The sequence below is a fragment of the Embleya sp. NPDC008237 genome (assembly GCF_042956465.1).
Classification (GTDB): Bacteria; Actinomycetota; Actinomycetes; order Streptomycetales; family Streptomycetaceae; genus Embleya.
In genome coordinates this window covers 493,787-506,987 of sequence record NZ_JBIBGL010000002.1, presented here as the reverse complement: position 1 = coordinate 506,987, position 13,201 = coordinate 493,787, and the positions used below count along the sequence as shown (strand labels likewise).

The following is a 13,201-nucleotide window of genomic DNA, read 5'->3' as shown; positions in this document are numbered from 1 at the left end:
CCGGGTGACACGTGTCGCGTCACCCTGCCCGCAGGAGGATTGCCGTGCGTATCCCGCGCCACACGCTGGTCCAGTTCAGCGACGTGCACCTGGTCCCGGAGGGTGAGCTGCTGCTCGACCGGCTGGACACCGCCGAACAGCTGCGCCAGGCGCTCGCGGCGGTGGAGGCGGCCGATCTGGCACCCGCCGCCCTGCTGTTCACCGGCGACCTCGCGGACACCGGCGACCCGCGGGCCTATCGGCGACTGCGGGAGCTGCTGGCCGAGGCCGGACCGCGGATCGGCGCGCCGGCGCTGTACGGGATGGGCAACCACGACGACCGCGCGGCGTTTCGCGAGGGGCTGTTGGGCGTGCCCGCCTCCACCGGACCGCACGACTTCGTGCACACGGCCGGCGAGGTACGGGTGATCATGCTGGACAGCACCACGCCCGGCAGCCACTCCGGCGACCTGACCGAGGATCAGTTGCAGTGGCTGCGCGCCGAGTTGGCCACGCCGGCGGCCGGCGGCACGGTGCTCGGCCTGCATCACCCGCCGATCCCCACGCCGCTGGCGTTCCTGGAACGACTCTCGCTGCGCGACCCGGCCCGGCTGGGCGCGGTGATCGCCGGCACCGATGTGCGGATCGTGCTGACCGGCCACAACCACCACGCCACCTGCGGAGTGCTGGCCGGAGTGCCGGTGTGGGCGGCCCCGGCCGTCGCCTACCGCGCCGACGTGTTCCCGCCGGCGGGCACCTACCAGGGGGTGGCGGGCGTCGGCTACACCCGGGTGGACCTGTACGAGGACTGCGCGACGGCGACCTTCGTGCCGGTCGGCCCGATCGAGCCGGTGTACGCCTACGAGCGGGCCAAGGTGGACCGCTACCTCGCCGCGCACGAGGGCTGATCGGCGCGGTCCGAGCGGCGCCCCGCGTCGCCGCTCGGACCCCCGGCCGAACCGCGCGAACGGATCGGGTCAGACCGTCGGGCGGTACGTCCCGAAGCTCCACAGGTTGCCCTCCGGGTCGCGCACGGTGTAGCCGCGGCCGCCGTAGTCCTCGTCCTTCGGCTCGCGCACCACGGTCGCGCCCGCCGCCACCGCGCGGGCGCAGTGCGCGTCCACATCGCCGTCGAGGATGCCGTAGAGGGACGCGCCGCCGACCGGCCAACGCAGTTGGTCGCCGCAGCCCTCGGGCAGGTTGGTGCCGAGCATGACCATGCTGTTGCCGAACGTCAGCTCCGCGTGCGCGACGATGTCGTCGTCGCCGGGAACCACCATGACCGCGCTCATTCCGAAGGCGTTCTCCAGGAAGGCGATCGCGGCGGTCGCGTCGTTGTAGCGCAGCGTCGGGATCAGGTCGGAGACGAGGGTCTTGTCGCTCATGGTGCACTCCTTGATGCCGGATGGTGCCGAATGCCGCCGGACATCACCGGATGCGGTGCGCTGCTTCCGATGCCTGCCGGGTGGACGATTCCAGCTTCCGGCGAGTGACCCCGCGCGGTATTGGATAAACGGGAACGATCGGCGCGGGCCGGCCGGTCAGCCCGCGAGGCCGCCGCCGGCGGGCATCCGGGCGGCCAGATAGGCACCGGGCGTGCACCCCGCGAGCACCTTGAAGTCGCGGTTGAAGTGCGCCTGGTCGTAGTAGCCCGCTTCGGTGGCGATCTGCGCCCGGCTCCGCGGTGCCCCGTCGAGCAGTTCGATCGCGTGCCGAAAGCGCAACACCCGGGCCACCGTCTTGGGCGGCAGGCCGAGCGTCTCCCGAAAGCGCGCTCCGAGGTGGCGCCGGCTCCAGCCGGTCTCCCGGGCGAGTGCGGCGATCTCGACCCGGCCCGCGCTCGCCGCCATCAGCTCCCAGCAGCGGACCACCTCGGGCAGCGGCACGGGGCCGCGCTCGCGGCGGCGCAGCAGGATCTCGTCCAGGTGGGCGAACCGCGCGGGCCAGTCGGGCGCGGACCGCAACCGGTCCACCAGCGCGCCCACGTCCCACCCGGGCAGGTCGTCGAGATGCACGACCCGGTCGGCGATCTCCGCGAGCGGAAGGCCGAGCAGCGTGTACGCGCCGAGCGGGGTGAGGTCGAGCTGGATGCCGGCCTGGTGGCCGTCGTGCTCGACGAGCGCGGGCCCGTCGTGCAGGCCGGCCACGAACGAACTGGTGGTGCCCGGCCCGTATCCGGGCTCGCGTGGGGACCACACCCGCACCGGTGCGAAGCCGATGATGAGGGTGATCGACCCGGTCGCCGGCTCGCGGCGGCGCAGCGGTGCGAGGGTGTGCTCGTCGTAGCCGCGGTAGGCGTCGATCAGCGACGCGAGCGCGGGATGCGGGGGCCCTGTCACCGTCTCCATCGACCCGAGCGCGGAGGTGTGTCGGGTCACGTGCAGAGTGTCCGTGGGGACCATGCTTTCCAGTCTCACACCCGGCACCGACAATGCACCGACCAAGGAGTGTCCGATGCGCATCGCGATCTCGGCCGACCAGATCAAGGGCTGTGGCGTCTACCTCGCCGACGAACTGCGCAAGCGCGGTCACGAGGTGCTGCCGTTCGGCGCCTTCGACCCCGAGCACCGACCGGAGTTCGCCGACGACTGGGCGCCGGTGAGTGCGGCTGCCTCGCGGGAGGTGACGGCGGGTCGGGCCGACCAGGCGATCGTGTGTTGCTGGACCGGTACGGGCGCCTCGATCGCGGCGAACAAGGTGGACGGGATCCGGGCGGCGCTGTGCACGGACGCGGCCACCGCGGCCGGTGCCCGGCGCTGGAACCACGCCAACGTGCTCGCGCTGAGCCTGCGGCTGACCTCCGGGCCGGTGCTGATCGAGATCCTGGACGCCTGGTTCGACACCGCCGAGAGCCGGGACATCGCCGACGTGCTCAACGTCGAGCGTGTGGCGGAGATCCGCGGCTGAACCGGATCCCGGGGTCCGCTCGGCCCGCGGCGGCTCGATCGAGGTAGTCGGGGAGGTCGGCGAAGTGGTCGATCACCCCGATCGCCTCGGCCAGGCCCGCGGGACGTCCGGCGGGCGCGATCAGCACCGCCTGCATGCCGTAGACGTGCGGTCCGGTGGCGTCCTTCGTCGGGGTGTTGCCGACGAACATGATCTGCTCGCGGGCAATGCCGCCGCACGCGCGTTCGACCTCGGCGTAGAAGTGCGGATGCGGTTTGCGCAGGCCGATCGCGCAGGACAGGACGACGGCGTCGAAGCACGCCTCGATGCCCGCCTCGGCCAGGGTCCGTCGGCGCACCGACTCGGGACGCTGGGTGTCGCAGGCGAGCACGCACACCAGGTCGCGGCGCTCGCGGATGCGCAGCAGCGCCTCGGCGGCCCGGCGGATGACCCGCGAATCGGGGACCCGCTCGAAGACCGGTTCGGCGACCGCCTCCGGGTCCGGGATGCGCGCCCCGCACAGGGCCGCGGCGTGCCGGATCTCGTCCGCGAACGAGGTGTGCGTGTCCCGGACCCGGTCGCCCTCGCGGGTAATGCGGTGCACGTGGTCGAAGGCGGCGACGAAGGTGTCCGGCACGTCGGTGCCCGGCATCGTGCGCAGCACCTCCAGGACCGTGCGGCCGTCCGGATTGGGCCCGGGAACGGCCAGGGTGTCGCCGAAGTCGAGGGCCAGGGCGCGAAGGGTCATGATCACGTGGATCCCCGGAAGGGGTCGGGCCTACTCCTTCCCGGGCGGCGCCGGTGGACGATGCGGGGACTGCCCCGAGGCGCGCCGCCCGGCCGAGCGAGGGGCACCGTCGGGACGACGCTCGGGGCTCGGCGGGTCAGCTGCGTACGCCCGGCAGGCTCGTGACGAACTCGGCGAACGCGGACGGGTTGCGGGTTTGCACAAGTACCCGGCCCGGGCCGGTGAAGTCGAAGACCAGGCCCTCGCCGGAGGTGACCGAGGCGATGGTCCGCCCGCGCGCGGCCCGGCGGGTGGCGAAGGTGATCGTGGGTGCGTAGGCGACCACGTGGCCGGTGTCGACCACGACCTGCTCCCCCGCCTCCAGGTCCAGCACGTCCAGCGCGCCGTAGCAGCCCATGATCACCTCGCCCCGGCCGGACGCGTGCACCAGGAAGCCGCCCTCGCCGCCGACCAGGTTGCGCAGCCCGCCCCAGCGGGTGTCGATCCGCACGTCGGCGGAGTTGGCCAACCAGGTGCTGCGGGTCAGCAGGAACTCGGGCACCTCGGGGGTGAGCGTCACGTTGGCGATGTCGCCGGGCAGCGCGGCGGCCACGTCGACCCAGCCTCCCTGGGCGGGTGCGGTGAACGTGGTCTGGAAGAACGACTCGCCGCCGAGCACGCTGCGCTTGAGTCCGCGGATGATGCCGCCCTCGACCTTGGCGGAGATCTCCACGCCCGCGCTGTGCGCCATCATCGCGCCGGACTCGGCCCGCATCGCTTCGCCCGGATCGAGCCGGCAGCGGGCGGCGGCGAACGCGGGACCGTGTCTGACTTCGACTCTCATCCCGCGAACGTGCCACGCGCCGGCCCGGCGCACCGACCGGAACGACCCGACCGGACGACTCCCGTCACCCGATCGGGTCGGCGCCTCGGCCGCCGTCTACTCGGCCGGCGGAATGCCCTTGATGATCGCGAAGCGTGCGCCGAAGGGGTCGTTCAGCATCGCGATCCGGCCGACGTCCGGGATGTCGTACGGCGCCATCAGCTCGGTCGCGCCCAGCTCGATCGCCCGGGCGAACGACGCGTCGCAGTCGTCGACGCCGATGTAGATCTGCCATTGCGGGGCGGTCTGCCCGGGGTCGACCTCCATCACGCCGCCGTGCATGGCGTCCACGTCCTCGCCCGGGTAGGCGAGGCTGTAGATGCCGGCGGGCGAGGGGAAGTCCTGGTAGTTCCAGCCGAACACCGAGTGGTAGAAGCCGGTGGCGGCGACCCGGTCGGCGGTGTACAGCTCGGTCCAACACAGCGCGCCGACGTCCTGGACCAGTTCCAGGCCCTTGTTCGTGCCCTGCTGCCACGCCATGAAGCTCACACCGGTGGAGTCGGCGTAGCCGGCCATCCGGCCCATGTCCATCACGTCCATCGGCGGGAGCAGCACCCGACCGCCGGCCTGCTCGACCGCCTTGGTGGTGGCGTCGATGTTCGGGGCGTGGAAGTACACGGACCACGCCGGGGATGCGCTCCGGTCCATCAGCGGTGCGAAGGCGGCAACGCTCTTGCCGTCCTTGCGCAGGATCCCGTAGCCGCCGGTCTCGGGACCGGTGATCTCCAGATCCCACCCGAACAGGTCGCCGTAGAACGCGCCGGCCGCCGGGAGGTCGGGCACCCCGAGGTCGATCCAGAGCGGGGCGCCGGGGGCGAAATCGGTCGTGAGCATGACTGGTCACTCTCCAGTGGGTCGATCGCGGTGCGGAGCGCGGTATCGCCGGTACAGAGGTGGACCGGACCCGGCCGAAGAACTCATCGCTCCCCGGCCGGGCACCATCCGGCACCTCGCACACGGCCTTACCGAATGCCCTGTTTGCCGCAATTGACACTGCCGGTGGAACCCGCGGCTCGCACCGACCCGAGCAACCGCACGAACCCGCCCTCGGGCCCCCACGCGACGCGGCCGGACCGGCGGGCGACGCGGGACAGGGGCGCGGGGGAACGGGCAGCCTCCCCCTACGTCGTCGGCGCCGCCGTGGGCGCGCCCGTGGGTGCCGCCGGAGTCGAGGGCAGGAGGGCCTCGCAGATCTTCAGCGCCTCGACGACCTTCGGATCGGACCGGTCCAGCGCGGCGGCCCCACCCGCCGGCAACTCCACCCGATGGTCCTGCAGGCAACCCGCGAACGCCTCCGCGGAGTTGCCGCCGCGCCGGGGGCGGTCCGTGCCGCCGCCCGGCCCCCGCGAGGGCCGCAGCTTCGCGCACGTCTCCTCGGCCTTGCGGTACGCCGGATCGGTCGAGCGCGGATCGGGCCGCCCGCTCGGGAACCCGGTGGGGCGTTCGCCGGCCGGTCGACTCGGGCGCGCCGACGGACGACCGGACGGGCGGCCCGCGCCCGGGGGACGGGTGCCGCCGTCCGGTCGGCCAGTGGGTACCTCGACCCCGTTCGCGCGCAGGCAGTCGGTGTACGCCTTGCCGGCGTCCCCACCACCGCTCGCCGCGCTCGACGGGGCCGAGGCACTCGTGCCCGTGTCGCCGCCGCTCCCCCCACATCCGGCCAGCGACAACACGAGTGCCGAGGCGGCGACCGGCAGCACCGATGGGGTCCACGCCGGTCGAGCCGGGTACCTCGTCATGACGTCCTTCCCACGAGCCTCGGGGTCGGCGTCGGACGACGCACCGCCCATCCTCCCCGGACTCAAGCACGGCGGGGTGGTCGTCGCCCGCGCGCCGCCTGGGAGTTCCCTGGGAGCCCCGCCCCGGATCGGGCGCCGCTCCGCCCGCGTCGGCACGCGACATGTCACGATCGGACTCGGTTTCGGCGGGTCCGACCGGTGGCCGCGGACCCCGGGCCGCTTCCGCGCTCCCAGGCAACTCCCAGGTGCCGGACAGCCTTCGGGGACGTGCCCGGACCAGGCTGTGCGGCCATGAGGCGTGTACGACTGCGACGGAAGTCGGTCCTGATCAACCTGGCCCTGGCCACCGCGATGGTGACCGGCGCCGGCTTCGCCTACGCGGCCGTGGACGACGGCGGCGGATCGTCCCGCGCCGGCCGGACGCGCACCGGCAAGGTGACCAAGGGCACGGTGCTGGCCACGGTGTCCGCGTCCGGGTCGTTGACCTCCCCCTCGGATGTCGGCGTCGGCTTCACCGCCGCCGGCAAGGTCACCACCGTCGCGGTCAAGGTCGGCGACACCGTCACCGCCGGCCAGGTCCTCGCGCAGATCGACCCGACCCAGGCACAGGAGGCCCTCGCCGCGGCGAAGGCGGCCGTCACGGTGGCCCAGGCGAACCTGACCAAGGCCCGGGCGGGCACTCCGGTCCAGCAGAACGGCGGCGGCGGCAACGGCAGTGGCGGCGGCAATCAGGGCGCGGACGCCCAGAACACGGTCCTGCGCGGCTCGACCGGCGGCGGCGCCACGAGCGGAGGCAGCGGCACCGACGCTGTGCCCACCGCCACGTCCACGACGGCGCCGCCCCGGACCACGTCGCCCCCCGTCACCCAGCCGCACCCGACCGTCACCGTCACCGTCACCAAGACCCCGACGGCCACCCCGTCGCCGAGCACGACGGTGGACGCGGCAGCGGTGAGCCAGGCCGAGTCGGCCCTGATCACGGCGAACAACAAACTCGCCGACGCCCAGCGGGCCCTGGACGGCTGTGTGCTCAAGGCACCCTCGGCCGGCATCGTGGCATCGGTGTCCGGCAAGGTCGGCGACACCGTCTCCGCGACCACCTCCGCAAGCGGGTCCGGCGGCAGCGGCGGCACCGGCGGCGGCCAGGGAGGCTCGTCCACGTCGTCGTCGAGCACCGCCGTGACCGGCTTCGTGGTGATCGCCAACCCGACCGGCATGGAGACCCGGGTGTCCTTCCCGGAGGCCGACGCCGCCAAGGTCAAGGCCGGGCAGCCGGCCACCGTGACGCTCAACGTGAACTCCGCGATCCGACTCAATGCCAAGGTGGTCGGCGTGAACCCGCTGCCGGACAGCGGCTCGACCTCGGGTTCGGTCAAGTACGGCGCGACGATCGCGCTGGAGGGCGACGTCTCCGCGCTGCGCACCGGACAGACCGCGAACATCTCGGTGGTCGTCGCCGAGGCCGACAACACGTTGCAGGTGCCCTCGGCGGCGGTCTCCGGCACGGGCGCGACGGCCTCGGTCCGGGTCCTGGTCGACGGCGTCGAGCAGCGCCGCACGGTGACCGCGGGCGTGGTCGGCGACCAGACCACCCAGATCGTCTCCGGTCTGGCCGAGGGCGACGAGATCGTGATCGGCACCGTCGCCGCGACCGGTGGCGCCGGCTCCACGTCGGGACGCTCCGGCCAATCCACCCGAGGCGGCACGGCGGGCGGCGGCCTGCCCGCCCCGGGCATCGGCAACTTCCCCGGCGGCGGCGCGCTCGGCGGCAACACCACCGGCGGATCCGGCGGCGGCGTCCCGCGCGGCGGCTCGCGATGACCGGGCCGGACGCGGGCCGACCCGCACCGGTGATCGACGTGCGCGCGGTGACCAAGTCGTACGGGCACGGCGCCGCCTCGGTACACGCGCTGCGCGGCGTCGACCTGACCATCGAGAGCGGCGAATACGTCGCCATCATGGGCAGTTCGGGTTCGGGCAAGTCGACCCTGATGAACGTGCTCGGCTGCCTGGACGTACCCACCGCGGGCCGCTACCTGCTGGACGGCCTGGACGTCGGCCGGCTGGACGAGCACCAACTCGCGCTGGTCCGCAATCGCCGGATCGGCTTCGTCTTCCAGTCGTTCAACCTGATCCCGCGCACCAGCGCGCTCGCCCAGGTCGAACTTCCGCTCTCCTACGCCGGGGTGCGGGCCAAGGAGCGCCGCCGCCGCGCCCTGGCCGCGCTCGACCTGGTCGGCCTGGCCGACCGCACCGACCACGCGCCCAACGAACTCTCCGGCGGCCAGCAGCAACGCGTCGCCCTGGCCCGGGCATTGGTCACCGCACCGGCGCTGCTGCTGGCCGACGAGCCGACCGGGAACCTGGACAGCCACAGCACCGCCGAGGTGCTCGGCATCCTGGACCGACTGCACGGCGCCGGACGCACGATCGTGATCATCACCCACGAGGACGAGGTGGCCGCGCGCGCCGAGCGGGTCCTGCGCCTGGTCGACGGCCTGGTGGTCGCCGACCACCGCCGCCCGCCCGGACCGGCGTCCGCACCGCCGCCGACCCCACCGGTTCCGGCCGCCGCGACCGTCCCACCCGCAACAACCGTCCCGTCCGGCGCTTTCGGCGCATCCGACGCATCCGACGCATCCGGCGAAGGAGCCCGCCGGTGAACCCCGTCGAGGTACTGCGCTTCGCCGTCCTGGGTCTGGCCGCCAACAAGATCCGCACCGCGCTGACCATGCTCGGCGTACTGATCGGCGTCGGCGCGGTGATCCTGCTGGTCGCCGTCGGCAACGGCTCGTCCAAGTCCGTCCAGGCCTCGATCCAGCGGCTGGGCACCAACCTGCTGACCGTCTCGCACACCGCCGGTGGCGGCCGGTTCGGCGCGGCCGGCCAGGGCGGCGCACTCAAGGACCTCACCCCGGACGACGCCCGGGCGCTCGTCGACAAGGCCACGGCCCCGCACGTGCGGTCCGCCGCACCGGTGCAGACCACGTCGCAGAGCATCACCTACGCCGGCCAGTCGGTGACCGTGTCCCAGATCGTCGGCACCACCCCGGACTGGTTCGCCACCACCAACCACGACCTCGGCCGGGGCGCCCTGTTCGGCACCGAGGACGTGAGCGCCCGCCGCAAGGTCGCCGTCCTGGGCAGCACCACGGTGGAGAACGTGTTCGGCACGGAGGACCCGATCGACAAGGAGATCCTGATCGCCGGCATCCCGTTCCGGGTCGCCGGCGTATTGCAGACCAAGGGCGGCACCGGCGCCGGGGACTCCGACGACACGATCGTGCTGCCGGTGACCACGATGCGCGACAGCCTGACCGGCTACGGCTCGTTGTCCTCGATCGCGGTCCGGGCCACCTCCTCCGCCGACACCGTGCTCGCCCAGGACGAGGTCACCTCGATCCTGAACAACCGGCACCGGATCACCGGTTCCGCGCAGAGCGACTTCCGGATCACCAACCAGCAGTCGCTGCTGAGCGCCAACGACGAGACCAACAAGACCTTCACCGTGCTGCTCGCGGCGGTCGCGGCGATCTCACTGCTCGTGGGCGGGATCGGAATCACCAACATCATGCTGGTGACCGTCGCCGAGCGCACCCGCGAGATCGGCATCCGCAAGGCGATCGGCGCCCCGCGCGCCGCGATCCTGGGCCAGTTCCTCGCCGAGTCGACCCTGCTGTCCGTCCTCGGCGGCGGTCTGGGCGTGGCCGCCGGGCTGTTCGCGGCGCGCTTCGAGGTGGTCGGGATCAGGCCGGTGGTGGTGCCGAGTTCGGTGGTCGGATCGTTCGCCGTGTCGGTGGCCATCGGCCTGTTCTTCGGCGGCTACCCGGCCGCGCGTGCCGCCGCGCTGCGGCCGATCGAGGCGCTGCGGCACGAATAGGCCGCACGAACGGGCCGTACGCGTGGACCGAACCGACCGGCCCGACGAACAGCCCGTACGATCCCCGCCGTTCCCGCGTCCAGGAGGAGACCCGAGACCATGACGCCGAAGCACCACGCCGGTCGGCCCGACACTCGGCCGCAGAACCCGGTCGCCGACCGGGCGCGACCCGACTCCGAAGCCCTCGGCTCCCCTTCCCGCGTCCCCGCGCCCGGTGGCCCCGGGCCGGCGGCGAACGAGGTGGCCGAGACCGGGTTCGTCGCCGGCTTCCGAACCGAGGCGGAAGCCGGCGACGAGCCCCACCCCGACGAGTCGCCGGAGGACATCCTCCGTCGACCGCCGACCGCGCGCGACGTCGCCGCCGAACTCGCCGCCCCGCCCCGGCGCCGACTGCCCCTGGTCACCCTGGCCCTGGGCGCGGGCGTGTTCGCCTCGGTCGGCTTCCTGGCCGGCGTCGAGGTGCAGAAGGACCACGGCGGCGGCACGAACCAGGTCGCCGGACCCGCCGCCGGCGCCGCGCAGGGCGCGAACCCGTACGGCGCCCGCGCCACGGCGGGCGGCGGGGCGGCCACGGCCGGCGGCCAACCGGGCACCGGCCGCACCGGCGGCGGCACGGGCGGCACCGGCGCCGCCGCGGACCTCACCACCGGCACCGTGAAGGTCGTGGACAACTCTTTCATCTACGTCTCAGATTCAGCCGGCAACATCGTCAAGGTGAAAACCGACGCCGGTACCCGGATCCAGGTCGTCCGCGACGGCAAACCCGTCGACCTCGCACCCGGCGACACCGTCGTGGTGCGCGGTGCCACCGACGCCGACGGCTCGGTGACCGCCACCTCGGTCACCGAGGGCACCGGCGCGGCCGGACGCCCCGGGGCCGGCGGCACGGGCGGAGCGGGCTGACGTGGCCGCGCCCGTCGAGGTCGGCGCCCGGGCCCGCCTGCTGGTGGTCGACGACGAACCCAACATCCGCGAACTCCTGTCCGCCAGCCTGCGCTTCGCCGGATTCGAGGTGGACTCGGCGGCCGACGGCGCGGCCGCACTGGCGGCCGTGGAGCGCTGTCGGCCGAGCCTGGTCGTGCTCGACGTGATGCTCCCGGACCTGGACGGCTTCGAGGTGGTCCGCCGGCTGCGCGCCGACGGAACCCACCTGCCGGTGCTGTTCCTGACCGCCAAGGACACCACCAAGGACAAGATCACCGGGTTGACCCTGGGCGGCGACGACTACGTCACCAAGCCGTTCAGCCTGGAGGAGTTGATCGCCCGCATCCACGCGGTGCTGCGCCGGGTGGACGGCGGCGCGGGCATACCGACCCCCTCGAACCGGATCGTGGTCGCCGACCTCGAACTCGACCCGGACGGCCACGAGGTGCTGCGCGGCGGCCGGCCGGTGCCGCTCTCGCCCACCGAGTTCAAGCTGTTGCGCTACCTGATGCTCAACACCGGCCGGGTGGTGTCCAAGACCCAGATCCTGGACCACGTCTGGCAGTACGACTTCGGCGGCGACCTGAGCATCGTCGAGTCCTACATCAGCTACCTGCGGCGCAAGGTCGAACTCGACGTCGGCGGCTGCAAGTTGATCCACACCGTGCGCGGCGTGGGCTACGTGCTGCGCCGTCCGCAGCCGACGGCCTGACGGCGCGCCGATGCGCCTCCCGCACCCGAGCCGGTCCTCGCTGCGCGTCCGGGTCCTGATCATCGCGATGGCCCTGGTCGCCGTCGCGCTGCTGGTCAGCCAGACGGTCGTGGTGGGCTCGCTGCGCGGCTACCTCACCGATCAGGTGGACCGGCAACTGAGCCAGGCCGCACGGGGGATGGCGTTCCGCCTGCCGGAGGGCCCCGGCGAGCAGCGCGGCGGCCCGTCGGGCAATCACGGCCGGGCACCCGGCGTGCTGCCGAGCCGGCTCGTGGCCGAGTACCTGTATCCGGACGGCGGCACCCGCCAGCGGCTCCGCTCGCCGGGCACCGAGGAGGAACTGGGGCCGCGGTTGCCGAAACTGGACATCGCGGCGGTGCTGGCCCTGGACCGGCGCCCGTTCGAGACCGACTCGGTGACCGGCGGCGCGCGCTGGCGGGTGCTCGCGGTGCCGATGGCGGGCGGCGAGGGCAGCGTGGTGCTGGCCCAGCCGATGAACGACGTGCGGGCCACGGTGGACCGCATGCGCTCGGTATGCCTGATGATCGGCCTGACCTGCCTGACCGTACTGGCGGCGGCCGGCTGGTTCGCGCTGCGCGGCGGCCTGCGTCCGCTGCGCCGGATCGAGGAGACGGCGGCGGCGATCGCGGCCGGCGATCTCTCGCATCGGGTCCCGGTGCCCGCGCCCGGGACCGAGATCGGCCGGCTGTCCACGTCGATCAACGGCATGCTCGCCCAGATCGAGACCGCGTTCGCGGCCCGCGCCGAGTCGGAGACCCGGATGCGCCGATTCGTCGCGGACGCCGGCCACGAACTGCGCACCCCGCTGGCCAGCGTGCGCGGCTTCGCCGAGTTGTACCGGATGGGCGCGCTCACCGATCCGGTCGAGGTGGCCCGCACCATGCGCCGGATCGAGGACGAGGCGATCCGGATGGGCGGCCTGGTCGAGGACCTGCTGCAACTGGCCCGCCTGGACGAACAGCGCCCGCTCTGCAACGAGCCGGTGGACCTGCGCATCCTGGCCGCCGACGCGGTGCACGACATCAAGACGCTGGCCCCGGACCGGCCGGTGACCCTCACCGGGTCGGACGGCGGCGCGGCCCATCCGGTCGTCGTCTCCGGCGACGAGTCGCGGCTGCGTCAGGTGGTGGCCAACCTGGTCTCCAACGCGCTCACCCACACCCCGGCCGGGACCGCGATCCGGATCACGGTGGGCCGCACCAACGCCCCGGACGCGTGCGCGGTCCTGGAGGTCGCCGACGCCGGCCCCGGCCTGGCCCCGGCCGACGCCCAACGCGTCTTCGAACGCTTCTACCGCGTCGACTCCTCCCGCAGCCGCACCGCGGGCGGCGGCTCGGGCCTGGGCCTGGCCATCGTCGCCGCCCTGGTCAACGCGCACAGCGGCCGGGTGGAGGTACGCACGGCCCCCGGCGCGGGCGCGGCCTTCCGGGTGCTGCTGCCGGGGTGACCC

At 73.5% G+C, this 13,201-nt stretch carries 14 protein-coding genes; 8 read left to right on the top strand and 6 right to left on the bottom strand.

What is annotated here, in order from left to right; translation table 11 throughout:
- The first annotated feature begins 44 nt into the window (after positions 1 to 44).
- Positions 45 to 887 carry a metallophosphoesterase gene (locus tag ACFZBU_RS05380; protein ID WP_391582146.1) on the top strand — a complete coding sequence of 281 codons (843 nt, stop codon included), beginning with the start codon at positions 45 to 47 and terminating at the stop codon, positions 885 to 887.
- A gap of 69 nt (positions 888 to 956) precedes the next feature.
- Here the strand turns inward: ACFZBU_RS05380 and ACFZBU_RS05375 are convergent, their stop codons facing one another.
- Positions 957 to 1,364: a VOC family protein gene (locus ACFZBU_RS05375; RefSeq protein WP_391582145.1), complete on the bottom strand. Its 408-nt coding sequence runs from the start codon at positions 1,362 to 1,364 to the stop codon at positions 957 to 959.
- A gap of 156 nt (positions 1,365 to 1,520) precedes the next feature.
- Positions 1,521 to 2,381, bottom strand: a complete 861-nt coding sequence (locus ACFZBU_RS05370; RefSeq protein WP_391582144.1) for a helix-turn-helix domain-containing protein — start codon at positions 2,379 to 2,381, stop codon at positions 1,521 to 1,523.
- A gap of 52 nt (positions 2,382 to 2,433) precedes the next feature.
- On the opposite strand from ACFZBU_RS05370, the gene ACFZBU_RS05365 reads away from it, so the two are divergent.
- A complete protein-coding gene (locus ACFZBU_RS05365) occupies positions 2,434 to 2,886 on the top strand; it encodes an RpiB/LacA/LacB family sugar-phosphate isomerase (protein WP_391582143.1) in 453 nt (150 codons plus the stop codon).
- Here the strand turns inward: ACFZBU_RS05365 and ACFZBU_RS05360 are convergent.
- From ACFZBU_RS05360 to ACFZBU_RS05345, 4 genes are all read right to left on the bottom strand, one after another.
- A complete protein-coding gene (locus ACFZBU_RS05360) occupies positions 2,852 to 3,613 on the bottom strand; it encodes an HAD family hydrolase (RefSeq protein ID WP_391582142.1) in 762 nt (253 codons plus the stop codon). The two genes, ACFZBU_RS05365 and ACFZBU_RS05360, sit on opposite strands and share 35 nt — an antisense overlap.
- 136 nt (positions 3,614 to 3,749) lie before the next feature.
- A complete protein-coding gene (locus ACFZBU_RS05355; protein WP_391582141.1) occupies positions 3,750 to 4,436 on the bottom strand; it encodes a TIGR00266 family protein in 687 nt (228 codons plus the stop codon).
- Between the two features lie 96 nt (positions 4,437 to 4,532).
- Complete coding sequence (locus ACFZBU_RS05350) at positions 4,533 to 5,309, bottom strand: VOC family protein (protein WP_391582140.1); 777 nt, start codon at positions 5,307 to 5,309, stop codon at positions 4,533 to 4,535.
- 287 nt (positions 5,310 to 5,596) lie between these two features.
- Positions 5,597 to 6,214 (bottom strand): hypothetical protein, encoded by a 618-nt coding sequence (locus ACFZBU_RS05345; protein ID WP_391582139.1) that lies wholly within the window; start codon positions 6,212 to 6,214, stop codon positions 5,597 to 5,599.
- 291 nt (positions 6,215 to 6,505) lie between these two features.
- Between ACFZBU_RS05345 and ACFZBU_RS05340 the strand changes: the two genes are divergently transcribed.
- The 6 genes from ACFZBU_RS05340 (at position 6,506) to ACFZBU_RS05315 (ending at position 13,198) form a co-directional block, all read left to right on the top strand.
- Entirely contained in the window at positions 6,506 to 8,035 is a 1,530-nt protein-coding gene (locus ACFZBU_RS05340; RefSeq protein ID WP_391582138.1) for an efflux RND transporter periplasmic adaptor subunit, read from the top strand.
- Positions 8,032 to 8,877, top strand: coding sequence for an ABC transporter ATP-binding protein (locus ACFZBU_RS05335; RefSeq protein WP_391582137.1), 846 nt, complete (start codon positions 8,032 to 8,034; stop codon positions 8,875 to 8,877). Before ACFZBU_RS05340 ends, ACFZBU_RS05335 begins: the two co-directional genes overlap by 4 nt.
- Positions 8,874 to 10,094: an ABC transporter permease gene (locus ACFZBU_RS05330; protein ID WP_391582136.1), complete on the top strand. Its 1,221-nt coding sequence runs from the start codon at positions 8,874 to 8,876 to the stop codon at positions 10,092 to 10,094. The genes ACFZBU_RS05335 and ACFZBU_RS05330 overlap by 4 nt, the downstream gene beginning before the upstream one ends.
- A 99-nt stretch (positions 10,095 to 10,193) precedes the next feature.
- Positions 10,194 to 10,997, top strand: coding sequence for a DUF5666 domain-containing protein (locus tag ACFZBU_RS05325; protein WP_391582135.1), 804 nt, complete (start codon positions 10,194 to 10,196; stop codon positions 10,995 to 10,997).
- A 1-nt stretch (position 10,998) separates the two neighbouring features.
- Positions 10,999 to 11,730, top strand: a complete 732-nt coding sequence (locus tag ACFZBU_RS05320) for a response regulator transcription factor (protein WP_391582134.1) — start codon at positions 10,999 to 11,001, stop codon at positions 11,728 to 11,730.
- A gap of 10 nt (positions 11,731 to 11,740) precedes the next feature.
- Positions 11,741 to 13,198: a sensor histidine kinase gene (locus ACFZBU_RS05315; RefSeq protein WP_391582133.1), complete on the top strand. Its 1,458-nt coding sequence runs from the start codon at positions 11,741 to 11,743 to the stop codon at positions 13,196 to 13,198.
- Positions 13,199 to 13,201 lie beyond the last annotated feature (3 nt).